Below are 24,310 nucleotides of genomic sequence, written 5' to 3'. Positions count from 1 at the left end.
CGGTAGTTCGCATGGCGGCGGGTCGCGAGGTTCGCTTGCCCGGCCTGGTTCCACCGGAAGACCGGTAAGGATCCGTCGCCGGGGTCGTACGGGTGTCCACCAGGTCCCGGTCCTGGTCCTGGCCGGCCATCACCTACTCCGGGTGCCGGGCAGCCGTGTCGGGGCGGTGCGGGTAGCGAGGGCCGGGGCGCTGCGGGCGGGGCCGGCCGATCCGGCAGCGGGGGCGGGGGACGAGCACGAGCAGTTCCTCCAGTCGTCGGTGGACAGCGCTGCGCCCCGCCGACGTCGCGCTGGTGTCGGCGGGGCGCAGCGGGTGGTGCTGCTGGGTTATGCCGCGAGGCCGTGGGCCGTGCGCGTGGCGTGCTCACCGGGCGTGGTCGGTGCGGGCGTGGTGTGGCCCGGCCGGGGTGTGTCCGGCTGTTGCTCGGGGGCGCCGTGGAGGTGGGTGCCGACCACGTAGCCGATCAGCAGCCCGGTGACGCCGAAGACCTTGTGGCGGTTGACCTTCCACCAGGTCAGAGCCGGGGGCTCGGTGAGCACTCCTATGACGGTCGGGGCTTTCGCCAAGACGGGGTCTCCTTCTCTCGTGGGCGGGGTGGTGCGTGCGGCCGGGCGGCCTGTCCGGTCCTCACCAGTTCCGGGTGCGGGGCGGGCGAGGGCCAGGCAGAGCGTCAGGTCAGCGGGCGGTGCGGTCGGTGAGCAGGCGGGCGGCCCGCGTCCGCAGCCGGTCGAAGCGGGTTGGGTGGGTGTGCCGCCAGGCGGTGGGGAACACGTCGGGCTCGGTGGGGAAGGAGCGGGACGCGCCGCAGGTGCCCGTCCAGGCGTACGGCTCGGGGCGAGTGCCGTCGCGGGTCGCAGTGACCTTGGCGGGGAGGCCGTCGTGGCTCCCGTGGGAGGTGCCGCCAGAACTCGGTCTGCTCAAGCTGCGTCTTCATCGGTGCCCGGTGGCGGTGCCGGACAGTGCGAGTGGGGGGTCAGCGCTGGAGCGGGTGGACGTTGTCGGGGCCGTAGTCGTCGCCTGCCGGGGTGGGGGCGGGGATCGTGGCGTGCAGGTGGGGCGCGGGGCTGAACTGGTACTGCGGCGGGTGGTTGTGGACGATGGGCCGCAGGGTCAGGCCGCGCAGGGCGAAGATGCTGGCCAGTGCCCACATGAGGGCGGCGAGCCCGGTAGCGGCGGCGCAGCCCCCGGCCGGGGCGGCGGACCAGATCATGGCGAGGCTTGCCAGGCCCCACAGCGTCCAGGCGATGCGGGCGCCGGCGTTGCCGAAGAACCCGCCGACCAGCCCGAGCAGCCCGGTCAGCTGCCAGAACGCGTACAGGGCGGCGGGGGCGACGGCGAGGTGGGCGGCCTGGTCGGCGAGGAACACGCGGACGGGGTGGTCGACCGTGCCCCACAGGCCGCTGCCGTCGCTGGCGCTGGTGGCCGGGACGTCGGACAGGCCCTTGAGCGCGGCGGAGGTGATGTCGCCGGCGGCGTCCAGCATCATCACGACGAGGCTGAGTCCGCCGAACAGCGCGGCCGTCTTGATCCAGACGGCGACCTCGTGCCAGCTGGCGTGCCGGGCCTGGAAGACCTCCTCCCACCGCTGGTGGAGGAAGCCGCCCTCCTCCCAGGACTCCCGCCACACGGTGCGCAGCCGCGCCAGGCGCTGCTTGCCCTTCTTGGCCGGTGGCAGTTCGAACTGGTCGAGGATGCTGTTCGGGCGGTGCTGACCGTTCATCTGCCTGTCGTTGTGGGACATGGTGCAGTCGCTCCTTCGTCTGGGAAGCCGGTGGTGCGCGTGGTGGATGTCCGGCCGGTCGGCCTGCCCCCGCGTCCGGCCCCCGGACAGGCGAGGTTCGGGCGCGAGGCAGGGGACCCGGAGCGGTTACAGGCCGCGGGCGTCGGCAAGGCTGGCGGCCTGCTCGACCATGCGGAGTGGGACGCGGGCCGATCCGTGGGCGTCGTTGAAGGACGGCACGGACTCGACCTCGCCGAACTTGCGGCGGATCGCGTCCAGGAGCACGGAGGCGGCGCTGGCTTCCAGACCTCTGTCGCCGCGGGCCTCGGCTCGGATGGCTCCGAGCATGCAGCGGGCGCCGTCCTCGTCGACCAGGGCGCCGGAGCACCAGCCGCCGGTGAGCAGCCGGTGATGGGCGCGCTGCAGCATGGCGGCGACCGGGGTCGGGTAGGACTCCGGCGGCGGCTGGAGCGTCGGGGTCAGCGGGACGGTGACGACGTCGCCCAGGTCCACGGCCTCGGTGGGGATGTGCGCGGTGTTGACCTCGTAGGCGACGGCCGCTTCGTCCAGGCGCGCGGTCATCGCCGCGTTCACCAGAGTGAGGCGTTCCTCGAGGGTCAGTTCCGCCAGCGGCGCGGCCGGGGTGGTCGGGGCGGGGTGGTCTATGGCGGGGGAGAGCGAGGCATGGGACATCGGGACTCCAGGCAGCGGACGCCGAAGGGCGCCGCCGGGCTGTGGTCTCCGGCGGCGCCCTTCGGCGTTGTGTAGCGGGTGGAGTGGGCGTTTGGGTGTCGACGCACCCGTGTCCCGGGCATCCTCGGACCATCAGGCGCGGGGAAGGGGATGGAGTGGAGTTCGTCTTCGAGTGCGGGTGGTGCGGCGGGGACAACTACTTCGTGGGCAAGCAGGTCGGCTTCTGGGTCGACAAGTGGGAAGTGCCCTCGGAGTGGGACTGCCGTTTCTGCGACGGGCTCAACTACACCCCTGACCCGCCGTGGACGGAGGCGTAGTCAGAGGCTGGAGATCAGCCCGGCGAGCGAGGCGAGGCCGCTGTTGATGGTCGGGGCCAGGCCGGTCGCGGCGAGGGTGAAGCCGAACAACGTGCAGGCCAGCGCGGAGCCGACGCGGACGTAGCCGCCCTTGACCAGGACGAAGACGATGATGCCCAGCAGCACGGCGGCGGAGATGGACAGGGCCACGGTGATGGTGCTCCTTCACGAGGGGTCCGGTGGGGCCGGCCGCGCTCGGGCAGGCCGGCCCCGGGGATGGGTGGGTGTGATCAGGCGTCGGTGAGGCTCTTGATGGCCTCCAGCGCCTGGCGGGGAGAGGCGACCTGCTCGGAGCGGCGGTTGCCGCTCTTGGAGCCGCGCCCGCCTGCGCCCTTGCCGCCGCCTCCGCCGCCGCGCCGGCGGGATCGGCCCTCGCCCTCGTCGTCCTCGTCGGGCTCGGGCCAGAACTCGCCGGGCCGCACGGGCTCGTTCCAGTCGAACCACAGGCCGCGCTTCTCCAGCTCGCTGACCTCGTAGTCGGTGAGCCGGTTGACCTCGTCGGGGAACAGGTCGGCGAGGTCGGCGTCGAAGTCCGCGTACAGCGACCGCATGAGGACGGCGCGGCCGTTGTCGAGGACGATGACGGCGACGCCGCCCGTGCTGACGCCGTTCTCCGGGTCGGCCTCGCCGCGCATGGCCCGCTCGATCGCGGAGCCTTCGCTGCGGGAGTAGCGGGCCGGGATGGTCGGCACGTCGTACGGGTTTTCCATGGTGCCCTCCGCCGCCTTGCGGGTGGCGCCGGGCGAACCCATGTTGAAGATGACCGGGCGGCTGTTCTGCCGCAGGTTGTCCTTCATCTCCGTGGAGAACCCGTTGTGCGCGAAGGGGCTCTGTCCGGCCGGGTTGAAGCCGATGCCGTACTTCAGCCCGGTGACCGTGAGGTCCTCGCCGTCCTTCTGGATGAACTCGCCGAAGTCCGAGTCCTGGGCGGCGGTCATGAACTCATCCGCGTACACGTTGAGCTGCCGGTACGGGCAGCGCGTGTCGCCCGGCTTGTAGTCGTGCGGCTGGCCGTCGTGCGGCCAGGGCATCTCCGCCCGGATCTCGCACAGCGCCTTCGCCGCCCGCAGGGAACGGGCCATCCACAACGCGTTGGAGCCCTGACGGTCGATGTACCGGCCGAGCGCGGTGGTCTTCTCGTCCTTGCGGACGGTGGACAGCCACACCACGTGGCCGTCCAGAGACTGGGCGGCCATGTTGATCGCGAAGAACTGCGTTTTGCCGGAGCGGGACACCCCGAGGGTGAGGCCGTGGGCCGGGGCGTTCTTGTCGTGCTGGTACACCATGGTCTTCACCGGCTGTCCGGTGATGGTGAACCCGCACACGTACATGCCCTTGGCGTCCGGGGTGAGCAGCTCGCGGGTGGCGGGGAAGATCGCGCTGAGCGGCGGGGTGTCGAACGCGCTGATCAGGAACTCCGAGCCGTCGATGAGGACGAACACGCAGGAGTCGTCCTCGGGCAGGTCCAGCGCACGGCAGACCTTGGGCAGGTCGATGCGCGGGGTCTCGGTGGAGTCGCTCATCTTCGCCCGGTAGAAGGTCACTCCGCGCTCGTTGTCGCGGGTCTTGTGGACCAGCTCGGAGCCGGGGGCGCCGCCCTTGGGGCCGGCCACTCGGTCCACCCAGCGTTCGGCGTCGGTCGGCTTGGTGCGCCGCCGGGCGTTGGCCTCCGGGGTGATGAGGGCCTCCATCCAGCCGGGGCCGCCCTGGCGGCCGGGCTGGATGGCGACGTCCGCGAGGGTGACGTCGGCTGCGGACACGCCGAACGCGGCTCCGACGATCTCGGGGGAGAGGCCGGTGATCGGCCGTCCGGTCTCCGAGGCGCGCAGCAGCAGGGTGAGGTCGTGCCGCATGGCGGTGTGCCGGGTGGCCTTGACGACGTGGGTGCGGGCGGGCATCCCGGCGCGCTCCCACAGCATCCGCGCCTCGCGGGTGAGCTGGTCGGCTCCGTCGTCCGGTTGCGCCACGGTCGGCTCCGCGGCCTGGGCGGGCGCCGGCTGCGGGGCTGGGGCGGCGAGCGCGGGGCGGTGACGGCGGCGGGTGTGCCGGGAGAACGGCAGCACGAAGGAGCCGGCCGCTGCCCATCCGGCGGCGAGAAGTCCGTCCAGCCAGTACGGGCCGAAGCCGGTGGTGTGCCCGGCGGCGACGTCGACGGCGGCGGCCAGGACCAGCGGGGTCCAGCGCAGGATCTTGCGTCCGGCGCCGGTCTCGTCGCCCTTGGCGGCGAGGAAGATGCCGCCGATCCCGGCGGCACCGGCCAGCTGCACGACGGAGTTGACGGGGCTGTCGGGGTAGAGGTTCGGGGCCACGGCCAGCACGGGCGCGGCGAGGGTGTAGGCGAGGCGTTCGAGCGCGACACTGCGCGGCGTGGTCACCGGCTTCTCCTTCGGGAACGGGCACGGGCGGCCCCGCGAAAGCTGCGGGGCCGCCCGTGGCGGGGTGGGGGAGTGGGGTCAGCGGTTGAAGAAGCCCGGCCTGGGCGTCTTCTCGCGCCGGTTGGAGCGGATGTCGTCCAGCGCGCCGTAGAGCTTGGCGTGGGTGCGCCGGGTCTCGTGGGTGAGGTCGGCGGTCTCCTGGGCGGTGTCGGACAGCGTCCTCACCTCCCGGGCGGCGCCGTCCAGGGCGGTGGCCACGTTGGCGGTGAGGCCGACGAACTTCGGGTCCAGGTCGGCGTTCTCGATGTCGGTGGCGACGCCGTCGGTGTGCTTGGCGTTGGCCTGCATGCTGCGCCGCAGTCCCTCGAGTTCGAGGGTGGCGTCGTCCATGGCCTGGCCGAGCTTGTCCAGCTTGGCCTGGACGGCCTTGTACCGGTTGTCGTCATCGGCCACGGCGGGTGCCGCGCTGCCGTTGCGGGGTGCGAGGTCGCTGCTCATCGCGGGGTTCCTCCCGTACTCAGTCGTGGTGGGCGGCGGCCGACGCGTGCTTGAGGCCGGCGTCTTCCTTGGCGGCCATGTCCTCGCCGTAGATCCGGGCGACCATCACGGCCGCGAGCTTGGCGGCCTCCTTGGCGATGCCGCACTGCTCGGCACACCGTTCGGCCTGCGCCTTCATGCGGGCCGCGGAGTCGGCCAGGTCCGCGATCAGGTCGGTCACCGCGGTGGAGATGTTGTGGTCGCCGACCAGGTCGGCGGCCATCTCCCGCAGGGCGTCGGCGACCTTGGCGAGGGCCTCCATCAGGGCTTCGGCGCGCTCCTGGTCGGAGGCGGCCTTGATGGCGATGTTCGCCATCTCCATCAGGTACTGGTCGAACGTGATGTCCGTGCGGTGCTGGGCGGCGAGGCCGCTCGCGCCGGACGGCCTGCTGACCTCCGAGCTGCTCACGCTGCTCCCTTCCGTGCTGGTGGGTCGGCTGGTGCCGGGCCGTTCGGTGTGCTTCTCCGGCGCGGGCGGCAGCCCCTTCACGCCGGTGGTCACGGCCGCGGGCGCGTCGGGGACGATGTCCGCGTCGACGATGTCGTCCTCGCCCTTCGCGGTGCGCTTGGGCGGGCGGGTGTCGTGCTCGGGCCACTCCACCGTCGGGGTGGAGTCCTCCTCGCCGAACGGGCTGTCCGCCGGACGGCCGCGCCGACCGGCCCGGCCCGTACGACTGCGTCCCGCCCGGCCGTCGCGTCCGGTGCGGCGGGCGCGTCCGCGGCGTGCAGTCCGGCCCGCTCCGGTACGCCGACGACGGAACCGGCGCCGCTTCTTCGAGCCGTCAGACGCCCCGTCACCGGCCGTGGGCTCCTTGCCCGGCTCATCGGTCGCCTTGCCGTCCTTCGCGGCGCTGGAGGCCCCGTCGGAGCCTTCCTTGGCGGTCTTTCCGCCCTTGCCGTCGGTGCCCTTGTCCTTGGAGTCCTTGTCCTTGGACAGGCTCACCTTCTCGGTGCCGGCCTTCGCCTCCTTCGCGGCCTTGGTTGCCTCCGCGTCGGCGCGGCGCTTGTCCCAGCGGCGCTGGGCTTCCTCGCCCACGGCCTGGCCCAACGTGGTGCGGCCCGGCGTGGCCGACGCCGCGGCTTCCCGCTTCGCCTTCCGTGCCTCCGCCCGCTCCGCCTTCTTGGCCCGGCGGTCCTCCCACGCCTGCTGCCGCTGGGCGCGGGCCTGGTCGCGGTCCCTGGACCGGTCCGCGACGCCGGCGGCGTGCCCGGCGCTGCGCCGCTCCTGCCGCCCGGCCTGCCGGACCCCGGCCCGCTCCTGGCGGCCGCGGGCCCGCTCGGCACGAGCGCCGGACGCCGGACCCTGCTGCGTCCGGCCGCCGTCACCCTTCGAGCCGCCGCGGCCGGAGCCGCCAGAGCCCGTCTGAGAGCCTTTCGAGCCCCCAGACGAACCGCTGCGCCCGGAACCGGCTGCACGGCCGCCAGAGCCCGTCTGAGAGCCCTTCGCGCCGCCCTTGCCGCCTCCGCCGCCCCCGATCGATCCAGAGCCAGAACGACCGCCGGGGCCGCCGGAGTTGGAGCCGCGCGACGCCCCGGACCGGTTCGCTCCCGAGCCGGAGTTGGTGCGGGACGGCCCGCTGCCACCACCGCCGCGCAAGGACCCGCCCCCGCCGCCGGCCTTTGAACGGCCCTTGTCCGACCCCAGGCCGGAAGCGGACGACTTCGCGCGGTCGGCGTCCGACTTTCCGCGCGCCGCCGCCTTGTCGCCCTTCGCTTTCATCATCGCGGCGTGGAGCTTTCCGTTCTGCTCCATCATCGCGACTTCCTGCGCGGTTCGCCCCTCCAGCAGCGCAGCCTTCCGCGCTATTTCGGCCTCACGGAAAGGCGCTTCGCCCTCATGGAGCGCCCGCGCCCTTTCCAGCCGGAATTCCAGCCAGTCACCGAGACGGTCAGCGAGAGAACGAGGCTGCCCGTATTCGCCTTCCTCGTATTCGCCGTCATCTTCACTGGCTTCCGGCGCCGCAATTCCTTCGGAACGCAAGGCCGTCGACGGGTCCGGTGCAGCCGGAATCGTCGGCAGTTCCATTGTCGTCTCTTCCGGCGATTCCGGGGGTGCCGGGGAAATGTCTTCCGGCGGCGGAATGGTGTCGCCGTAATCCGGGATCGGCGGTGGCACGTACGTGGAATCACCGCTCCAGGGGCCTTGGACCAAGGTCCCGGTGCCGTCCTCATCGGACACGGTGCGCCTCCCTCCTGGGACTTGACAGAGCGTGGGGTCTTGTGTGCACGCGTGTGCACGTGCACGTGTGCACGCTTTACGCGCGCGAGGCCCCGCCGGAGCCCGGCGGGGCCTTCGCTGTTGACGTTCAGTGACGCGGGGGGTACTTCGCCACGACCTGCTCCGCGTACTGCAGCAGGTCGTTCCAGATCCGTCCGTTGCCCACCACGCGCTCGTCCATCGCCGCGATGAACAGGCGGCAGATCAGCGCGAATCCGGAGTAGACGTCGCCGCGACCGGCTTTAACGTCCTTGGCCATTCGGGATCGTGCCAGGCGGAGCCAGAATTCCATCTGCCCTGCCTCGCCGCGAGATTCGCGGGCTTTCGTCGCCTCTTCCTTCAGCCAGTTCTGGCGCCGCTGCGCGGAGCGTTCGGCGCTGCTGAGGGGGCGGTTCACGCCGACTCCCGACCCATGTCGTAAAGCGACGTGGGACCACCATAGCCGACATTCTGGCTCTGCGAACCCTGCTGCGGCGGATTCGGCGCGGCCTGGAGCAGCTGCGGATTCTTCTTACGCTGCCTTTCCAGCTCCTTTTCCTTCCTTCCCTGTGCCGTATTCACAACGACCTCGTCGTGAGCGCGGCGCTTATAGGCGCTCTTTTCCAGGCCCACAGTGAGGTTGTTCAGGTTCTTGAGCACGCTCCCGAGGGCCTTTTCGACGGGCATCGCGCGCAGCCTGGCGTGGTACCAGCGGTCGCCCTCCACGTGCGTGTCGCGCAGGTGCACGCGGGTCTCGTGCGCGAGCGTCTCCAGATTCTTGCCGATGTCCAGCAGGACCCGCTGAACGTCGGCCAGGTACCGAGCGGTTGCCTCCGGGCTCTGCGCGACGTCACGCAGAGGGGAGTAGTTCGGGTCGTCATTGCTGTTCACGGCGGGGATTCCCTCCTGGTGTACGGGTGGGGCTGTGACTGCTTCCGGCAGTCGCAGCGAGGGCCAGCCCGCTTCCTTCGGGCTGGCCCTCACTGATGTGTGCCGGACGGTGGATCAGGGGCGGTAGCCGCCGGCGAGCAACTCGGCTGCCTCCTGGCGGTACTCCGAGGCGGTGCCGGGCGAGGTGACCGCCAACTCGTGCTGGATGTCGGCCAGCGGCAGCCGGTCGGCATCGCCGCCGGCCACGAGGATCATCCGGGCGACCCGGCGGACCGCCCGCTCGCGCGGCTTGAGCTTCGCGACGTCCTCGGCTTCGACCGCGCGCCGCTCGACTTCGGCAGCGGCCCGCCGCGTTTCGGCAGCAGCCCGCTCGGCTTCAGCGGCTTCCTTCTCGGCACGCGCGGCATCGGCGAGCGCGACCTTCGCAAGGCGCTCCTCCTCCGCCTTCTTCCGGGCGGCTTCGGCAGTGGCGAGCTGCGTTTCGGCAGCGGCCCTCTCCGTTTCGGCAGCACGCCGGTTCGCTTCGGCAGCAGCCTCGCGGGCTTCAGCGATGGTCTGGGTCTCGATCGCCTGCGCCTCCGCCGTGGCAACCCGGTCGGCCTCCGCCGCTTCCTTCCGCTTCTCCGCTGCCTGGCGTTCCAGCTCGGCTGCCCGCAGGTCCGCTTCGGCCTTGGCCTCGCGCTCCTGGGCCTCCTTGCGCTCCGCCTCCGCCTCACGGGCCCGGGCTTCGGCGATGACGGCCGTCTCCAGCGCCGCCTCCTCCAACTCAGCGGCCCGCTCTGCGGCGCTGACCTGGGCTCGGGCGTGGGCCCGGGCCTGGCCGGTCTGGCCGTCGACCTCTGCGCGGACCGCCTCCACCTTGCCCTTGGCGCGCAGCCGCTCCGCTTCGGACTCCGCCTTGGCGACCTCGCTGCGCGTCTCCGCGTCCAGGCGCCGGCGCTCAGCTTCCTCCTCCCGCTCCTGGGCTGCCTGCTCCTGCTCATCGGGCATGGCCAGGGCCTGGTCGACGGTGTAGCCATAGGGGGCCATCTTCATCGGCAGCAGTTCGTCCTCGCTGGCCTGGGCGATGTCGCCCTTGTACTTGCGCTTGAGCCACTGCTCGTAGGCGATGAGCTGCTGGTCGCGGCGGATCATCTCCGGGTAGGAGGTGACGCCCCACAGTCGCATCCGGCGGAAGATCCGGGCCGTCGCGACAGGGGCGAGGATCCAGCGCAGCCACGGGATCGAGTCGCGTTCTTCCTGGTCAGGCCGGACAACGCGGTCGATCGAGGTGCGGCCCAGCTCCACCACCATGATGAAGAGGACCGGCACGACGCCGTGGGCGCCGGCGGCGACGTAGTCGAGCAGCTTCCAGGCCCCCTCCGGGGCGCCGGACGCGGCGTTGAGGACGACGGTCGCGGCCGTCAGCAGCCACACCGGGTAGCGGATCCAGCTGATGGGGCGCTTGAGCCAGGCCATCAGCAGGTCGACCGCGATCATCACCATGATGCCGACGTCGACGCCGACCGCGAACAGCTGGCCCTTGCCCAGCGACCCGAAGCGCAGCTCCTTGAAGGCGAACTCCGCGACGTGCTCGAAGGACAGGTACAGGCCGATGCCCGCGAGAGCGAGCGCGGCGACGACGATCGCTCCGGCCGTCCACTTCTGGGTGCCGGTCAGCTTCGCCAGCGAGTCTTCCGTTCCGGTTCCGCTTTCCGTCCCCGAAACGAACTCCGGCGCATCCGAAACGATGCCAGGTGTGCGCGAAACCGGCTTGGGCGTTCCCGAAACGGCGGCCGGTGAAGCCGTCTCGGGGTCGGGTTCAGCCGCGGTGCGCGGCCAGTCGGTGAGGGTCATCAGGGCCTCCGGAGGTGGTCGTCCAGGCGTGCGCGAAACGGCGGGGGCTGCTCCCGAAACACCGCGGTGCGTCCCCGAAGCGACGGTCGTGCGGTCGGTTGATCACGAAACTGACACCGGCTCTACCCGCGCCGCGCGCAAGAAAAGGCCGGCGGCCCGGGGAGGCCGACCGGTCTCGCAAAGCGTCACGGGGCGGGCTCGAAACTCCTGCGCGATGACGTGGAGGGTGGTGCGCCAGCTGCCCTTGCAGTCCTCCGGCTCGATCGGCGGGATGTCGCTGCCGAAGATCGCGAAAGCGCACGCCTGGGCGGCGGCTTGCGTGCCGGGCTGGAGCGGGGTCATCGTCGTAGCCATGAGGGCCTCCCTCGACTGTCGGTCCGGGCCGTCCGGCTCCCCGTCACCGCCCGCACCGGCCGCCGTGGTGCAGGGGGCCGGTGCGGGCGGATCAGGCAGCCGTCAGAGCGGATCAGGCAGCCTTGCGGCTGCGGGCGGCGCGGCGCTTGATGCGGCGGCGCTCGTCCTCACTCATGCCGCCCCAGACACCGTGAGCCTCGCCCATCTCCAGCGCCCAGGAGGCGCAGCGCTCCAGCACCGGGCACCTACGGCACACCGCCTTGGCCTCCTCGATCTGCAGGAGCGCCAGGCCGGTGTTGCCGACGGGGAAGAACAGCTCAGGATCTTCCTCGCGGCACGCGCTGTCCTCCCGCCAGTTGGTGTTGACCGGCAGGTCGGCGGAGGGGGCGAAGCTGGTGCGTACGATGGACGTGCGATTCATCAGGGGCCTCCCAGAAGGTCCAGAGCGAGAAGACAGCCCCGGGGAGGCCACCCCGGGGCTGTTGCGTGTTGTGGCGGCCTGACGGCCGGAGCGGGCGGGAGCTCCCGGCGCTCTCCGCCGACCCCGGCCGGGAAGGCGCGGGCGTGCGGTGTAGGTGTCCTGGAGGCGGGCGAACCGATCATGGATCGGCGCCCCCTCCGCGCACGGCGTCTCGCCCTGGCAGGCCGGGCAGTCGGCGGTGTGCTTGGTGGAGTCCTCGGACGACTGCGTGTAGCGGACGAACAGGTCGTCGGTCGGGCGGGCGCTCATCGGCGGTTGGCCTCTGACCTCTTGTTCTGTTCCGCGTTCTTCTTCGACAGGTTCTCGCGCTCAGCGTCGGTCAGGCTGGTAATCACGCGGCCACCTCCCAACCGGCGAGCGCCGGAGCGGTGGCGGCCAGGAACACCAGGGCGACGTCGACATGGCTTGCGTCCTCGGGCTCATAGCCCTTCGAGTCGTCCTCGCGCTCGATGTCGTCGATGATCCCGCCCAACGGCTGCGGCACGGAGCGTGCCATGCTGTGCTGCATCAGGTCCTCCAGTCAGGTCCTGGACAGCCCCGGGGGGTTCCAAGTCACCGGGGCTGTCGTCGTGTTGGCTGTCATACGAGCAGCCACGGCCGCCCCCACCAAGGAGACAAGGTGGGGACGGCCGTGGGCGATCGTCCGAGGTCAGGCGGTACGGGCCAGCTGCCCCCGAGCGATGCTGGTCATCCGGGCGGCGAGCTTGCGCCCTGCGTCGCACGCTGCGCCGCTCTTGCACGGCGGACAGGAGGCGTGGTGCTCCCGGAAGGCAGTGCGGAGCTGGCCGTAGATCGGGGCGGGTGGGGCGGTGGCGATCTGGGTGGTGCGGCGGATCCGCTGGCGCAGCTCGATGACGCGGGCGCAGCGGCCGGCGCGGCAGCGGGGGCAGTCGCTCTGCAGGTGCTCGGCGAGCTGCTCGCGTAACGGGCGGGTGGCGGCGGGCATCTGGACCGGCGCGGGCGGGGCCTGGGGGCGTGGCTTGCGGATGGGGCGGGTGGTGCGGCGGCCGGCGGCCGTAGTCTCGGCCGCGAGCAGGCGCTCGGTCCACTCCTCGGAGGTGATGTCGATGATGATGCGCTGCGCGCTGCCGTCGCAGCGGCGGCCGCCGAAGGGCTTGTCGCCGAGGTAGCGGCGCTCGGTCTTCTCGACGGGGGTGCCGTCGCGGTGGGGGAGGATCATCGACCTCTTGAGGCGGTGCCAGGTGTCGCAGTCTGGGCAGACAACGAGGACCGGCTCGTTCTCGCGGAGGCTGAGGTGTTCGGGCCGCATCTGGCTGGCCGGGATGGGGGCACGTCCGTTGTGACGCATGTTCGTCTCCCTTGCTGTTGCGTTCTCCGCCCGCCGCAGGCCGTCCCCGCGGAGGCGGGCGGTCTGTGACGGACAGGCAGCGCAACGGCTGCGGGTGGCGCAACTGGCTGCTGCTCTCGGGGGACCGCGTCGTACTCGTCACCCCGGCCTGCGTGTAAGCACGGACAGCCAGACGTATGAAGTTGAGGAGCTGCGGGACCGTGAGGTCCGGCGCCCACCACCGGGGCCGTGCCGCGGCGCGGCCCCGATAGAAGGCGTCGAACGATCAGCTGGCCAGGCGCCGCATCTGTGCGAACAGCACGGCCTGGCCGGTCTTGTCGCTGCGGGCGGTGCCGCCGATGAGGTGGTGGAGGGTGCCGACGTCGCGATGCTGGGCCAGGTCCTCGGCGGTGGCGAGGTCGACCACGACCTGGTCGCCCTCGGCGTGACGACCGAGGACGAACCGGCCGGTGGCGATGGCGTCGGCGAAGGCCGGGCTCGTGGCCTCCAGCGAGTGCTCGTAGCTGTCGAAGTCTGCGGCGGACCAGGTGGTGACGTCGCCGTGCGCGGCGCGGAAAGCGTCCGGGGTCTGCATCGCGATCGGGTCCCCTCGGTTCGGCGGAGCGGCGGGTGGTCAGGCGGCGAGCGGGGCGGCGGTCACGATGCCGCGGGAAGCGGACACGTCCGTGTTCGTGAGGTTGAGCTGGGCGGCGTACGGGACGAGGACGTCGACCAGGCGCTCGCGGACCAGGGCGGTGACGGCCGCGTCGGTGGCGATGTCGCGGGCGGCGGCCAGTCGGTTCTCGCGGGCCTCGATCGCCTCGATCGCGGCGTAGATGTCCAGGCCGTCCAGCTGCTCGTGGGGCAGGACTCCGGCCTCGTACATCTCCAGCGGCGTGCCGAACGCGACGTCCAGGTCGATGTTGCCGAAGTCCGGGAGCTCCACCTCGAGCGCGTTCAGGAGCGCGATGGTCTCGGCGTCGAAGACCTCGTGGGCAAGGCCAGCGGTGGGGCGGCGGGTGATCTTCACGGTGCGGTGCTCCTTTCGGTATGGGTCCGCCGTAGGGCAGGACACCGTCGTTCAGGTGCGCTAAGGCAGGCGGAACGAGCGCCTCCCGGCGGCCTGTCCCTTCCGGGTCGACCTGCATGAGACCATAAGGCGATAAGCCTTAAGGTGGCTAGGCTTACGGTGCACCGTGCTGGTTCAAGTCGCAGAGCATTAGGGTTCTGGCACAGGTCGGCTGGCTGAGAGGAATGAGCGTGAGCAGCGATGATGCGTGGATCGGGGACGCCCAGCCGTACCTCACGCCCCGCCGGGAGGGGGAACGTGACGCCTGGAGTTCGGAAGCCGCTGCGCGCGGACGCCGCGGCACCCAGCGGCTGCTCGCAGTGAAAGAGGTTGACCCCCCGAATGCCGTGCGTGACTTCTTCGAGATGGGCCCGGAGGAAAAGGCAGTAGTCCGACGCCGACTGATCCTGCTGGATGGCGAACCGGTCGAGCTGGCCGACTCCTACTACCCGGCGCGCGTTGCCCGCGGCACGCAGCTCGCCGAGGCCGAAAAGATCCGGGGCGGTGCCATCACGCTTCTGGCGAGCATGGGGTTCATCCCGGAGGACAGCCCGCTTGAGGATGTTGCTGCCGAAATCGCCTCTCCCAGCCACTGCGAGGCGCTGGGCCTGCGACCTGGTTCGCCCGTCCTGATCTTGACGCGCTTCACCAGGTCCACCACCGGAGAGCCCATGGAGGTGAGCGTCATGACGATGACGCGGCATCTCCGCTACCGACAGAGGAAGGAGGCGAGCTGAGATATGGCGAGGCCGTTCACAGACCCGAGGTCGGCTCACCAAAAGATCGCGGCAAGACTGCGGCGGCAGATCACGCGGGGGGACCTGCGCCCTGGAGATCAGCTGCCTTCGACGCCAGCCCTGATGGAGGAGTACGGCGTCGCCGGCACCACGGTGCAGAAGGCGCTGCAGATGCTCAAGGAGGAGCAGCTCCTGGTCGGCCAGCCGGGCAAAGGCGTCTTCGTGCGGGGCGGCACCCAGCGATCCATTGCGCCCGAGGTCTACATGGCTCCTGCGGGCGAGGGACAGCCGTACCGCTGGATTAGCGAGGCAGAGAAGCGTTCGCAGCGGGGATCCGTGACGCTGCTGGACGTCGAGACCGTTTTGCCGCCATACGAAGTTCGCCAGGCCCTCGGCCTCGACGACGACGGCCAGGCCCTGCTTCGCAAGCAGATCCTGTTCCTGGACGACGAGCCCACAGAGCTGACACGGTCGTACTACCCGCTTGAGCTGGCGGAGGGGACGGCCATGATGGAGCGCCGAAAGATCAGAGGTGGGACCCCCACCCTGCTCGCCGGTCTCGGCTACCCGCCCGTCTCGTTCGTCGACGAGGTCTCCTCGGAGATCCCCACCGAAGAAGAGGTGGTCGCGCTTGAGCTGCCGAAGGACATGCCGGTGATGATGACATTCCGCGTCGTGTACTCGAACAACGAGCGCCCGATCGAAGTCTCGTTGCTGGCCAAGGCCGCCCACCGGTACCGCATGCGATACACCGTCAAGGTTCCCTGAAGGCGCTGCCACACGGTCCCCATCAGATCGAGAACCTTCACTCGAAACCTTAAGCGCCAGCGACTTAAGGTAGTAGTCTGATGTGGCGCTCGATCGTTCCACCGTGCTGTGCCCCCTCAATGCGTCGCTTTGTGGGGGCCATCACACTCGCTCCGGCGAGAACGGAACATCACAGCGGCTTGTCGAAGCCCGTGCACGGCGTCGTACACAGGTTTTCAACACCCGCGTACACACGGGTTTTCGGGGCGTAGCCCTAGGCTCGCGGCCATGACGACGACGGAGGGAGCCAGGGTGGGGAAGCACCGAGCGGGGTGGAGGCCGGACCGGCTGCGAGAGCAGCGTGAGGCTCACGGCCTGACCTTGGAGAAGGCCGGCGAGCGTCTCCGTGAGGTCGCCGAGCGGGCCCAGTTGAAGGGCATCCCCGCCGCGAATCCTCAGACGTTGTGGCAGCACGAGCAGGGCGAGGTCTACCCGGGCCCGCACTACCGCCGCGCCTACTGCCTCCTCTACCGGGCCACGGAGCCCGACCTGGGCTTCCGCAATGCGCTGCCGGGTGAGGAGACATCGTTCAAGGTGACCCCCCTCGACGCCGGCCTGACCAGCAACCACGTTCTCGCGGTGGAGCGTGCGATCCATCGCATCGCGCCGGGGACTGAGGACGCCGATCACTTCGCGTTGCAGCAGCGGATCATCGACGCGTGGAAGCGCCGGCACACCGGCGGTGACCCGCACCGCCCCGTCCTGATCGTGGTCGGCGGTTTCGCCGGGTCGGGGAAGACGGAGTTGGCGAGGTTCTTCGTTCAGCTCACCGGCTGGCCGCTGCTCGACAAGGACCCGCTAACCCGCCCGCTGGTGGAGAAATTGCTGATCGCGCTGGGTGGTGACCCGAATGACAGGCACACCGACCTGTACCGGAACGAGGTCCGCCCGCTGGAGTACGACTGTCTGATGCAGTCCGCCATGGCCAACGTCCGGTGTGGGATCAGCACCGTACTCAGCGCTCCCTTCATTGCGGAGCTGACCGACCCTGCCTGGATGCAGCGTCTGACTAACCGGGCGGCGTCCATGGGCGTCGATGTGTTCCCCGTGTGGGTGCGCTGCGACCAGGAGTCGATGCGCGAATACATCACGTTCCGCTCTGCGGCCCGGGACGCCTGGAAGCTCCAGCGCTGGGACGAGTACATGTCCACGATCGACCTGGACCTGCGTCCGGCGGTGCCGCACCTGGTGGTCGACAACCGGATGGGTGCCGCGGTTTCGCTCGCGGACCAGGCCCGGCAGGCGATGGGGGCGATGTACGCGTGAGCCAGCTGAAGGGAGTCGTCCTGTACGGACCGCCGGCGGCGGGCAAGGACACCGTGACCGCGGCGCTCGCCCAGCTCGACCAGCGGTACGGGCAGTTCGCGCGACTCAAGGTCGGCTCGGGCCGAGCCGTCGGCTACCGGATGGGCACGGCCGAGCAGCTGGCGGCCCTGGAGGCCGCGGGCGACGTCGTCTACGTGAACAGCCGGTACGGCAACACCTACGTCATCGACCGTCCCGGCCTGGACGACGCATTCGCGGCCGGGGTGCCGGTGGTGCACCTCGGGCAGGTCGACGGCATCCGCGCCCTGGTCGACGGCTACCCGGCCGACTGGACGGTGGTGCTGCTGTGGTGCCCGCGCGAGGTGACCGCACAACGGTCCGAGGGCCGGGGCGACGCTGACACGACGGCGCGCCTGGCGGCGTGGGACGCGACCCGCGAGGACCTGGACGCGCACCCGGACATGGCCTGGGACCTGAACGTGGACACGTCGGACACCGCGCCGGAGAAGTCGGCGCGGCTCATCGACCAACTGGTCCGGCGGGCAGGAGCGGCGACGGGATGAGCGCGGGCTACGGCTCGGCGAGCTGCTCCAGGGCGTCAGCGACACTGAGGTCGCTGTCGTCCTTGGCGTCGTGCCACCGTGCCATCGTGGAGGCGGCCGCGCGCAGCATCTCCGGCGGGAGGCCGGCCGCGGCAAGCGTGTCGGCGGCTTCCTCCAGCTCCGGGCCCCAGCGCCAGGCGCGCGCCGCCACCTTGGGGATGTACTCGGGCTCGGCCAGGTACGAGGTGCTGCGCCGGGCGGCGACCTCGAGGAGCTCCTGGTCGACTTCGTACTGGCGTGCCATCCCGGTCGCGAGCGCCGCGAGCACGCGCGACGCCTTCTGGAACGCGGTGTACGACACCTTGAGCGCGGACGCCTGCCCGACCTGCGTTCCGAGCACCCTCGTGCGGACCGCCGTACCGACGAAGACAGCTTCCACCATGGTCGTCGCGGCGGTCGGCCCGGACAGATACAGCGTCGGCGTCTTGCCGCGTACGGGTGGGGAGCCGACGACGGCGCCGTCCACGGCGGTCGTGTTCGGCCCGAGCAGGCTGGCGATCCGCTCCGCTCTGTCCGGGCTGATGGCGTTCGCCTCCACGTACGTCCCGTCGAAGGCGTGCCCGGCGACTTCGCGGGCCAGGTCTTCGGCGGCGGCCGGCGGGCAGAGGCTGATGACGATGCCGCTTTGGTCCAGCAGTTCGTGGAGCGTGGATACCGGGGTGAGCCCGGCCTGCTCGGCGCGCGCCGCCGAGGCGGGGCTGCGGCCCTGCGAGCACCACAGAACCCTGGCCGCGTTCGTCGCGGCGCAGGCCGCCACGGCGGCGCCCATGCTGCCGGGGTGGAGGATGCCGACGGTCGGTTCGGCCACGGTGCTACTCCGAGGTCTCGTTGAGCAGGATATTGATGGCGTCGGTGACGTCGTCGACGGCATGGTCCGCGGGCGGGAGGCTGTCAGGCCAGGGGCGGCCGCGGAGCCAGATGGTGCGCAGGCCGGCCTCGCGGCCGCCGCCGATGTCACCGGCCGGGTTGTCGCCAGTCATCCAGCCGCCATCAAGAAGGTTCGTGCCGCAGCGGGTTGCCGCGAGGTCGAAGAGTTCCCTGTTGGGCTTGCGGATCTCGAGGTCGCCGGACACAGCGACGCCGTCGACCAGATGGGCAAGGCCCACTGCGGTGAGCTTGGCGCGCTGGATGTCCGAGGCTCCGTTGGTGACGATGCCGATCGTCCAGCCGGATTCGCGCAGGTGCACCAGGCCGTTGAGGACCTCCGGGGGGCAGGTGACGGCGGCCGCCATCAGGTCGACGTACTCCTGCCACAGCCGCTCGGCGGCTTCCTTCAGACCGAAGGCGGCGCGCAGCCGGACGAAGTCGCCTGGGTTCGCACGGTCGGCCAACTCGTCGCGCAGCCGCTGCTCGATGGTTGTGCCGTAGCCGTGCGCGAGGCACAGGGCTGCGATGGCGTCACTCACGGCGGTCTGCCGGTCGACGAGCGTGTTGTCGAGGTCGAAGAGGGCGAGTCGGGCCACGGGCAGGAACCGTACCTTCCTGGCGATGCTGCTGCCCGTCCCGTCCGTGTGGTGATCTCGCACAAGCGCGCCCGACACGTCGTCACGTACCGTCACCCGGTGGTACGCAGGGGGAGTAGGGTGTCCCTGGACCTGATCAACTGCAACAGAAAAAGCCCCCTGGACCTTGAGCAAGTCCCGAGGGCTCTCGGCCGGGAGATCCCGGCCCGGCGAACCCCCTTTGGTGAGAAAGGAGGTCGCGCGATGAAGGGTACCCGGACCCGCACGCGGACACACACCACCCCGCCGTTGAAGCGACCCACACGCGTCGCTCCGGGGGGGCGCCCGCGTTCCAGCAGCGGCCTCGTGACCGCCCTGCTCCGGAGCGGCCTCTGGCCCTTCGGGCACTCCGCCTTCCGTGCTGGTGGGCAGCAGGGGCAGATCTCCGCTCGGGAGGCCGAATCGTCGTAGCCACGTGATGCGTGGCGGCGCCCTCTGCGGGACCCATAGCCGCCGGGACGCCCAGTCCTCGAGGTGTTAGCCGCACCTCGGCTGAGCGCCCCCAATGTCACCGACCGGGTTAGCAGCCCCGGTCGAAGGGGTCGTCCGGACCGGTTAGCAGCCGGATCCGAACACTCGTACTGGTTCTCCCAGAACCACGAAGCACCTCTAGGGGGCTTCGTCATGCCGTTTTGGCGATGCCTCCACGACAGGAGTCATTGTGCAGGACTGTCATGCCGTTTTCCAGCCCAGCTACGCCCGTTTGATTCGATTTCGCGACTTCTGGGCCCTGTCATCTACGGCACTTCGTGCCGACGCAGCCTCCCTGAGCACGACTCGGAGCCCACGGTGAGCGCGTTCGCAGCGGCGGCCGCGACGCTGCCGGAATCCATCAACGACGCCTTGGTCGACGTTCCAGTCCTTCCCGGGCAGCGGACCGCGCTGCGGTCCGTGCCAGCCTCCGGGAAGCCGGACAGCAAGGGCCCCGAGGACCCGCTGCGTCTTGGTCGCGCGATGCGGCTGCGGTTGCTCGCCGCGGTCCAGGCGCTGCTGGCGGACCCGTCGATCGCCGGGTTGAAGGACGCGCCGAAGTTGGCGGCCGTGGTGCTGTACGCGAAGTCGCGGGCGCCGAAGGGTGAGAAGAACGACAACCAGACGTCAATCTGGGCGGCGGAGCTGGGCCGCTGGCTGGGGGTGGGCGAGTCGAGTGTCCACCGCTACGTGCTGGCCCCGCTGCGGAAGTCCGATGCCGTGCACACGAGGGTGGTGACGGACGCAAAGGGGCACCCGACCGGGCTGGATTGCCTGGTCATGCCGCTGTGGAGGGCCCGTAAGAGCGGCGGGGCCGCTCACCCGCTGGCGCTGAACAAGGCGGAGCTGGCCACGCTGCTGCGCCTGTGTGAGGTGCTGTTCGGACCGGGCTGGACGCCGAAGGACAAGGCGCCGATCCCGGCCGGACTGCTGGCCGGCCGGACGGGCAAGGGTGCGGCCACCGACCGGCTCGGGCTGCTGCTGATGGTGCTGAACACCCGGGCCTCGGGCTGGCTGCAGCTGTGCAGCGGCTCGGTGAAGGCGAGGGAAGGCCGCGGGGCCGCGACCCTGGCTCGGCTGCTGGGCTGCTCGCCCTCGGGGGCGCGGAAGGTCCTGGCGCGGCTGACGGAGGCCGGTGTCGTGGCGCGGCAGCACAAGGCGACGGCGACGCGGATGCGCGGTCGGGGCCAGGTGATGCTGCTGCCAGTGGCACGCGCCTACGGCCGCACTCTGACCTCTGCGGAGGCCGTTTCGGGCCATGGAGCGGTGTTTTCGCAGCGTCCTGGTGGTGCAGTCGGAGATCATGGTCTGACCGGTGCTGCTGGTGCCCTTGGTACGTCTGGGATCGGCGGTGCTGAGCAGGCGGGTAAGGCCGGGGATCAGGAGCGTCCCGATGGTGCAGAGCTCCACGCAGACCACGCTTCTGTGGTTACTCCCGTAGGTCCCCCGCAGCTCTCTTGTGGTTTTTCCGGCGAAGGCCGTGGGGCTGAAGGCCGTCGGCCGGAGCGCGCGTGCGTGCGCGAGGACCAGGCCGCCGACGGGGGGAGGGCCGTTGCGGAGTTGGCGCCAGCGGTGGCCGAGGACGGCCCGCTGCGCGGGGAAAAGCCGAAGGAGTCCCTGGTCGAAGGGCGTAATCGGCGGCCAGCTGCGGGGATTGGGGTCGGTGACCGGCCGAAGGCCTTGGGCTGGGAAAAGGCGCAGCAGCAGCGGAGGGTGGGCCTTCCGGCTGATCTTGGTCTGCGGGTGGCTCTGGGGCCGGTCGCGGGGCTGTGGGAGCGGCTGTCGGGCTGGCAGCAGGGCCAGGTGGAGGTGGCCGCTCAGGCGGAGCTGACCCGGCTGGCGGGCATGCTGGAGCGGCCGGAGATGGCGCCGCGGCTGCTGGCCGACCGGTTCACCGACCGGCTGGGGGAGACCGGCGGCGAAGCCCTGGTCGACCGCCCGTTCCCATGGCTGATGCGGCGTGGACTGGTGCAGCGTCAGGCGTGCTCGGACCGCCGGTGCGATGACGGGATCCGGCTGGACACGGGCGGCGAGTGCGAGAACTGCTGCAACGTGGTGCACATCCGGCGGGCCCGGCGAGCGAAGATCGCGGCGGAGGTCGACCGGGAGCTGCCCGGCCTGACCAAGGGCGAGCGCCGCCGGGTCCTCGAGGAGCGGCTGCGGGAGCAGGCGGCCATTGAGGCGGAGGACTTCGTGTGGCGGCGTCAGCAGGCCCGCGCGGAGCAGGCCCGCCGTGATGCGGCCCGTGCGGCTGCCCAGGAGCAGGCGGAGCGCGAGCGCCAGGCCGCGGCCGCCGCCGACGCGGTGCGCCAAGCCCTGCCGTGCGAGGACTGCGAGCTTCAGCGGTCGGCCGGCCTGTGCGAGGCGTGCGGTTTTAGGCGCCGGACCGAGGCGGCGATCGTGGAGGCCGGGCTCATCGCCGCGACCTGGTCGGCCGACCTGGACGACCCAGGCGACGTCGCCGCCGTCGCCGCCCACGTCCGGGCATCGCTGGAGGCCGACATCGAGCGGGCGCGGCGTGAGTTCCTGGAGCTCATGGAGCCCGGCGCGCTGGACGCGGACCCGGTCCTGTCGGCGTCCGCGCTCGCCTTCACCGCCCTCCAGGCCGTGGAGCAGGCCCTGCCGGAGTACCGCAGCCGCGCCCTCGGACGGCTCGGACGGACCGAGGAAGCCGAAGCGGAGGCGCGGCGGGCGTACAAGACCGAGCAGGGGCGCCGCTGGTACAAGCACAACCCGCACGGCGCGGACGCCGTCGCCGCCGCGACCAAGGCCGCCGACGCGGCCCGGGAGCGCACCGCCCAGTACCTGCTGGCCGCTCGGCTGGAGCAGCTACGCGAGCGTGCGGCGGTCCGGACCGAGGCGGCCGTGCCCGCGCCGTGGACGGACCTGTTGCCCGAGCTCGCCGCCCGCCCGCTGGACGACCTCAGCGCAGTAGTCCGCCGCGGGACCATCCCCGCGTACGCGGGGAGCAGGCGATGCGCAGCGCCTTGTGCCGCTCCCGCTTGGGACCATCCCCGCATGCGCGGGGAGCAGGGCGGCCCAGTTGCGGGCGTGGAGGAGTCCGCGGGACCATCCCCGCATACGGGGGGAGCAGACTCCTTGGGCCACGGCCGCCTCCTTGCGGTGGGGACCATCCCCGCATGTGCGGGGAGCAGTTGATGACGCGCCCCACCATGTGCATGGGTGGCTCGGGGCCATCCCCGCGTGCGCGGGGAGCAGGTCGATCACCAGGTCCTCGGCCGCTTCGACCTGGGACCATCCTCGCGTGCGCGGGGAGCAGCGCACCGAGACGATCACCTTCACCCTCCAGCAAGAACCATCCATGCATGCGCGGGAGCAGGTGACCTGGCGCCCGCAGAAGGTGTCGTCGTTGGGCCATCCCCGCACGCGCGGGGAGCAGTTTGTGCAGGTCAGGGCATGCGCGCCGAGCAGCTCGGCGAAGTCGTCCGGCGCTTCGAGGGCCGGGGACCATCCCCGCATGCGCGGGGAGCAGCCGTACATCATCATCGCGCCCTCCTCACCGAAGGGACCATCCCCGCGTGCGCGGGGAGCAGACCGACGACCTGTTCGCCCGCTACATGAAGGCGGGAGCATCCCCGCATGCGCGGGGAGCAGTCCTTGCTGCCGTCGGCGAAGTTGGCGGCCTGGGGACCATCCCCGCGTGTGCGGGAAGCAGAGCCAGGCACCCACGCCCGTCGACCCGCCCGAGGGGTCACCCCGCGTGTGCGGGGAGCAGAAGATCTCACGCCACTCATCCGGGGTGGGTTCGGGACCATCCCCGCGTGCGCGGGGAGCGGCCAGGGCACCACCTCGCCCATGCCAGCGCCGCGGGACCATCCCCGCGTGTGCGGGGAGCAGGATGCAGGCTTTGTTCGGCCTGATGTCGTTCACGGGCCATCCCCGACGTTGCGTGGAGCAGACCTGCACCGTCGCCCCGGAGCCGCTTAAGGGGGGCCGTCCCAAGGGCGAAAAAAGAACGGGTCTTCAGTTGGTTGGATCCCAGACTCCACTGAAGAGCGCCAGCTCGAGCAGGTCCGGACTCAGCGAATCGGGCCACCTGACCCCGGTCGAGACAAGCTGGCCGGCTGCCGCGGTCATCCACCGCAGGTAAACGGCATACCGGTGTGGCGTCCAGCCCCAGTCCGACCAAATCCACGCCGCCGTTGCCGCAGGAGTGGGAAGGCCCATACCCATCCCGACCTGGGTTGCATGAGTTCGCACGACCCTCGCGACCCGTTGGTCAAGAATCAGCGCGCAAGGTGGGTGGGAACTATGCAGCGCCAGGGCGAGGAAGTACAGGAGCTTGGTGAAAAACGCCGGGCCAAGGCCTTTAACCGCTCCGCGCATGGTTCTGTACGCGGCGACCGCGTCCTGTTCGAGCAGTGCTGCCACAGCTCGCGCGATGACCGTGTTGACCGCAGCGGCCGCCAAGATGTCCTCTAGGCGATGGGGCCCGTATGCCGTTCTTCCCTGGCCCCACACGTATGAGGCAACGAGAGCTTCAGCCCACTCTTCGCGTTCAACTGCATCGCGCACTGCGGCAACCACTTCGGTCCGGCTGACCAGGGCAACGGCCTCCTGACCCCGATCCGCGAACCGGGGCCTTGACCCCGAGTCCTGGACACGGGTTATGCGGCTGAGGTCAGCGTAGTTGGTGTTGTTCGGGACGCTGCTTCGTAGGCGATCGGGCTGCGGTGTCCGAGGCGGGAGTGACGGCGTCGGGTGTTGTAGCGGTGCAGCCAGCCGAACGCTTCGAGGCGGGCCTCGCGCTCGCTGGACCAGTGCTTGCGGCCCTGGAGCGTCTCGCGTTTGAACGTCGCGTTGAAGGACTCGGCAAGTGCGTTGTCCGCGCTGGAGCCGATCGCGCTCATCGACTGGCGGACGCCGGCCTGGCGGCAGGCGTCGGCGAAGGCCCGGCTGGTGTACTGGGCCCCGTGGTCGGTGTGCATGACCGCCCCGGCGAGACTGCCGCGGGTGCGTTCGGCGGCGGCCAGAGCGTCGGTGACGAGATCGGTGCGCATGTGATCCGCGATCGCCCAGCCGGCCAGACGGCGCGAAGCGAGGTCGATCACGGTGGCCAGGTAGAGGAACTTCCCGCCCTCCAGCGGGAGATAGGTGATGTCGCCG

26 protein-coding genes are annotated in these 24,310 nt (G+C 71.0%); 5 read left to right on the top strand and 21 right to left on the bottom strand.

From position 1 onward, the window contains the following. Positions 1–327: 327 nt before the first annotated feature. The 4 genes from AB0J12_RS35370 to AB0J12_RS35355 form a co-directional block, all read right to left on the bottom strand. A complete protein-coding gene (locus AB0J12_RS35370) occupies positions 328–567 on the bottom strand; it encodes a hypothetical protein (RefSeq protein WP_363268778.1) in 240 nt (79 codons plus the stop codon). A gap of 109 nt (positions 568–676) precedes the next feature. Further along, entirely contained in the window at positions 677–922 is a 246-nt protein-coding gene (locus AB0J12_RS35365; protein WP_363268777.1) for a hypothetical protein, read from the bottom strand. 52 nt (positions 923–974) lie between these two features. Continuing rightward, positions 975–1,742 carry a hypothetical protein gene (locus AB0J12_RS35360; protein ID WP_363268776.1) on the bottom strand — a complete coding sequence of 256 codons (768 nt, stop codon included), beginning with the start codon at positions 1,740–1,742 and terminating at the stop codon, positions 975–977. Positions 1,743–1,868: 126 nt separating this feature from the next. After that, positions 1,869–2,414: a hypothetical protein gene (locus AB0J12_RS35355; RefSeq protein ID WP_363268775.1), complete on the bottom strand. Its 546-nt coding sequence runs from the start codon at positions 2,412–2,414 to the stop codon at positions 1,869–1,871. A gap of 155 nt (positions 2,415–2,569) precedes the next feature. Here AB0J12_RS35355 and AB0J12_RS35350 point away from each other — a divergent pair, with 155 nt between their 5' ends. After that, positions 2,570–2,731: a hypothetical protein gene (locus AB0J12_RS35350; protein ID WP_189594258.1), complete on the top strand. Its 162-nt coding sequence runs from the start codon at positions 2,570–2,572 to the stop codon at positions 2,729–2,731. On the opposite strand, the gene AB0J12_RS35345 is transcribed toward AB0J12_RS35350, so the two are convergent. The 13 genes from AB0J12_RS35345 to AB0J12_RS35285 form a co-directional block, all read right to left on the bottom strand. Continuing rightward, the gene (locus AB0J12_RS35345) at positions 2,732–2,920 is read right to left on the bottom strand and encodes a hypothetical protein (RefSeq protein WP_202279311.1); all 189 of its coding nucleotides are present in this window, start codon (positions 2,918–2,920) and stop codon (positions 2,732–2,734) included. It abuts the gene before it with no gap. A gap of 80 nt (positions 2,921–3,000) precedes the next feature. Continuing rightward, entirely contained in the window at positions 3,001–5,145 is a 2,145-nt protein-coding gene (locus AB0J12_RS35340; protein WP_363268774.1) for a chromosome segregation protein ParM, read from the bottom strand. Positions 5,146–5,223: 78 nt separating this feature from the next. Continuing rightward, complete coding sequence (locus AB0J12_RS35335) at positions 5,224–5,643, bottom strand: conjugal transfer protein TraB (RefSeq protein ID WP_363268772.1); 420 nt, start codon at positions 5,641–5,643, stop codon at positions 5,224–5,226. 19 nt (positions 5,644–5,662) lie between these two features. Then, positions 5,663–7,438, bottom strand: a complete 1,776-nt coding sequence (locus AB0J12_RS35330; protein WP_363268771.1) for an ATP/GTP-binding protein — start codon at positions 7,436–7,438, stop codon at positions 5,663–5,665. A 550-nt stretch (positions 7,439–7,988) separates the two neighbouring features. Continuing rightward, the gene (locus AB0J12_RS35325; protein WP_363268770.1) at positions 7,989–8,297 is read right to left on the bottom strand and encodes a hypothetical protein; all 309 of its coding nucleotides are present in this window, start codon (positions 8,295–8,297) and stop codon (positions 7,989–7,991) included. Next, positions 8,294–8,770, bottom strand: coding sequence for a hypothetical protein (locus tag AB0J12_RS35320; protein WP_363268769.1), 477 nt, complete (start codon positions 8,768–8,770; stop codon positions 8,294–8,296). The genes AB0J12_RS35325 and AB0J12_RS35320 overlap by 4 nt, the downstream gene beginning before the upstream one ends. A gap of 114 nt (positions 8,771–8,884) precedes the next feature. Further along, positions 8,885–10,606 carry a DUF2637 domain-containing protein gene (locus AB0J12_RS35315; protein WP_363268768.1) on the bottom strand — a complete coding sequence of 574 codons (1,722 nt, stop codon included), beginning with the start codon at positions 10,604–10,606 and terminating at the stop codon, positions 8,885–8,887. Between the two features lie 102 nt (positions 10,607–10,708). Beyond that, a complete protein-coding gene (locus AB0J12_RS35310) occupies positions 10,709–10,960 on the bottom strand; it encodes a hypothetical protein (RefSeq protein WP_363268766.1) in 252 nt (83 codons plus the stop codon). Positions 10,961–11,072: 112 nt separating this feature from the next. Further along, entirely contained in the window at positions 11,073–11,381 is a 309-nt protein-coding gene (locus AB0J12_RS35305; protein ID WP_363268765.1) for a WhiB family transcriptional regulator, read from the bottom strand. 391 nt (positions 11,382–11,772) lie between these two features. Continuing rightward, entirely contained in the window at positions 11,773–11,949 is a 177-nt protein-coding gene (locus AB0J12_RS35300; RefSeq protein ID WP_363268764.1) for a hypothetical protein, read from the bottom strand. 141 nt (positions 11,950–12,090) lie between these two features. Beyond that, entirely contained in the window at positions 12,091–12,750 is a 660-nt protein-coding gene (locus tag AB0J12_RS35295; RefSeq protein WP_363268763.1) for a hypothetical protein, read from the bottom strand. A 265-nt stretch (positions 12,751–13,015) separates the two neighbouring features. Next, entirely contained in the window at positions 13,016–13,324 is a 309-nt protein-coding gene (locus AB0J12_RS35290) for a hypothetical protein (protein WP_363268761.1), read from the bottom strand. A gap of 39 nt (positions 13,325–13,363) precedes the next feature. Beyond that, entirely contained in the window at positions 13,364–13,759 is a 396-nt protein-coding gene (locus AB0J12_RS35285; protein WP_363268760.1) for a hypothetical protein, read from the bottom strand. Positions 13,760–13,989: 230 nt separating this feature from the next. Here AB0J12_RS35285 and AB0J12_RS35280 point away from each other — a divergent pair, with 230 nt between their 5' ends. From AB0J12_RS35280 to AB0J12_RS35265, 4 genes are all read left to right on the top strand, one after another. Continuing rightward, on the top strand, positions 13,990–14,535 hold the full coding sequence (locus AB0J12_RS35280) for a UTRA domain-containing protein (protein WP_363268759.1): 546 nt from the start codon (positions 13,990–13,992) through the stop codon (positions 14,533–14,535). A gap of 3 nt (positions 14,536–14,538) precedes the next feature. Continuing rightward, positions 14,539–15,303 (top strand): GntR family transcriptional regulator, encoded by a 765-nt coding sequence (locus tag AB0J12_RS35275; protein WP_363268758.1) that lies wholly within the window; start codon positions 14,539–14,541, stop codon positions 15,301–15,303. Positions 15,304–15,570: 267 nt separating this feature from the next. After that, entirely contained in the window at positions 15,571–16,608 is a 1,038-nt protein-coding gene (locus AB0J12_RS35270) for an AAA family ATPase (RefSeq protein ID WP_363268757.1), read from the top strand. Continuing rightward, entirely contained in the window at positions 16,605–17,171 is a 567-nt protein-coding gene (locus tag AB0J12_RS35265; RefSeq protein WP_363268756.1) for a guanylate kinase, read from the top strand. The genes AB0J12_RS35270 and AB0J12_RS35265 overlap by 4 nt, the downstream gene beginning before the upstream one ends. Before the next feature lie 7 nt (positions 17,172–17,178). On the opposite strand, the gene AB0J12_RS35260 is transcribed toward AB0J12_RS35265, so the two are convergent. From AB0J12_RS35260 to AB0J12_RS35245, 4 genes are all read right to left on the bottom strand, one after another. Next, positions 17,179–18,018, bottom strand: a complete 840-nt coding sequence (locus AB0J12_RS35260) for a DUF1932 domain-containing protein (protein WP_363268755.1) — start codon at positions 18,016–18,018, stop codon at positions 17,179–17,181. A gap of 4 nt (positions 18,019–18,022) precedes the next feature. Next, on the bottom strand, positions 18,023–18,673 hold the full coding sequence (locus AB0J12_RS35255; protein ID WP_363268820.1) for an HAD family hydrolase: 651 nt from the start codon (positions 18,671–18,673) through the stop codon (positions 18,023–18,025). 4,494 nt (positions 18,674–23,167) lie between these two features. Then, complete coding sequence (locus tag AB0J12_RS35250; RefSeq protein ID WP_363268754.1) at positions 23,168–23,719, bottom strand: hypothetical protein; 552 nt, start codon at positions 23,717–23,719, stop codon at positions 23,168–23,170. Positions 23,720–23,811: 92 nt separating this feature from the next. Next, the coding region (locus AB0J12_RS35245; protein ID WP_363268753.1) for an IS3 family transposase at positions 23,812–24,310 on the bottom strand (499 nt) is incomplete at its 5' end.

It is taken from the genome of Streptomyces sp. NPDC049915, from assembly GCF_040656475.1.
In the GTDB taxonomy this organism is placed as follows: Bacteria; Actinomycetota; Actinomycetes; order Streptomycetales; family Streptomycetaceae; genus Streptomyces.
This window is presented reverse-complemented; position numbering and strand designations above follow the sequence as displayed.

Bases quoted from the DNA above. Each gene is read 5' to 3' on its own strand.
- AB0J12_RS35360 (WP_363268776.1), bottom strand. From the start codon at position 1,742: ATGTCCCACAACGACAGGCAGATGAACGGTCAGCACCGCCCGAACAGC.
- AB0J12_RS35355 (WP_363268775.1), bottom strand. From the start codon at position 2,414: ATGTCCCATGCCTCGCTCTCCCCCGCCATAGACCACCCCGCCCCGACC.
- AB0J12_RS35335 (WP_363268772.1), bottom strand. From the start codon at position 5,643: ATGAGCAGCGACCTCGCACCCCGCAACGGCAGCGCGGCACCCGCCGTG.
- AB0J12_RS35330 (WP_363268771.1), bottom strand. From the start codon at position 7,438: ATGATGGAGCAGAACGGAAAGCTCCACGCCGCGATGATGAAAGCGAAG.
- AB0J12_RS35315 (WP_363268768.1), bottom strand. From the start codon at position 10,606: ATGACCCTCACCGACTGGCCGCGCACCGCGGCTGAACCCGACCCCGAG.
- AB0J12_RS35310 (WP_363268766.1), bottom strand. From the start codon at position 10,960: ATGGCTACGACGATGACCCCGCTCCAGCCCGGCACGCAAGCCGCCGCC.
- AB0J12_RS35305 (WP_363268765.1), bottom strand. From the start codon at position 11,381: ATGAATCGCACGTCCATCGTACGCACCAGCTTCGCCCCCTCCGCCGAC.
- AB0J12_RS35300 (WP_363268764.1), bottom strand. From the start codon at position 11,949: ATGCAGCACAGCATGGCACGCTCCGTGCCGCAGCCGTTGGGCGGGATC.
- AB0J12_RS35295 (WP_363268763.1), bottom strand. From the start codon at position 12,750: ATGCGTCACAACGGACGTGCCCCCATCCCGGCCAGCCAGATGCGGCCC.
- AB0J12_RS35290 (WP_363268761.1), bottom strand. From the start codon at position 13,324: ATGCAGACCCCGGACGCTTTCCGCGCCGCGCACGGCGACGTCACCACC.
- AB0J12_RS35275 (WP_363268758.1), top strand. From the start codon at position 14,539: ATGGCGAGGCCGTTCACAGACCCGAGGTCGGCTCACCAAAAGATCGCG.
- AB0J12_RS35270 (WP_363268757.1), top strand. From the start codon at position 15,571: ATGACGACGACGGAGGGAGCCAGGGTGGGGAAGCACCGAGCGGGGTGG.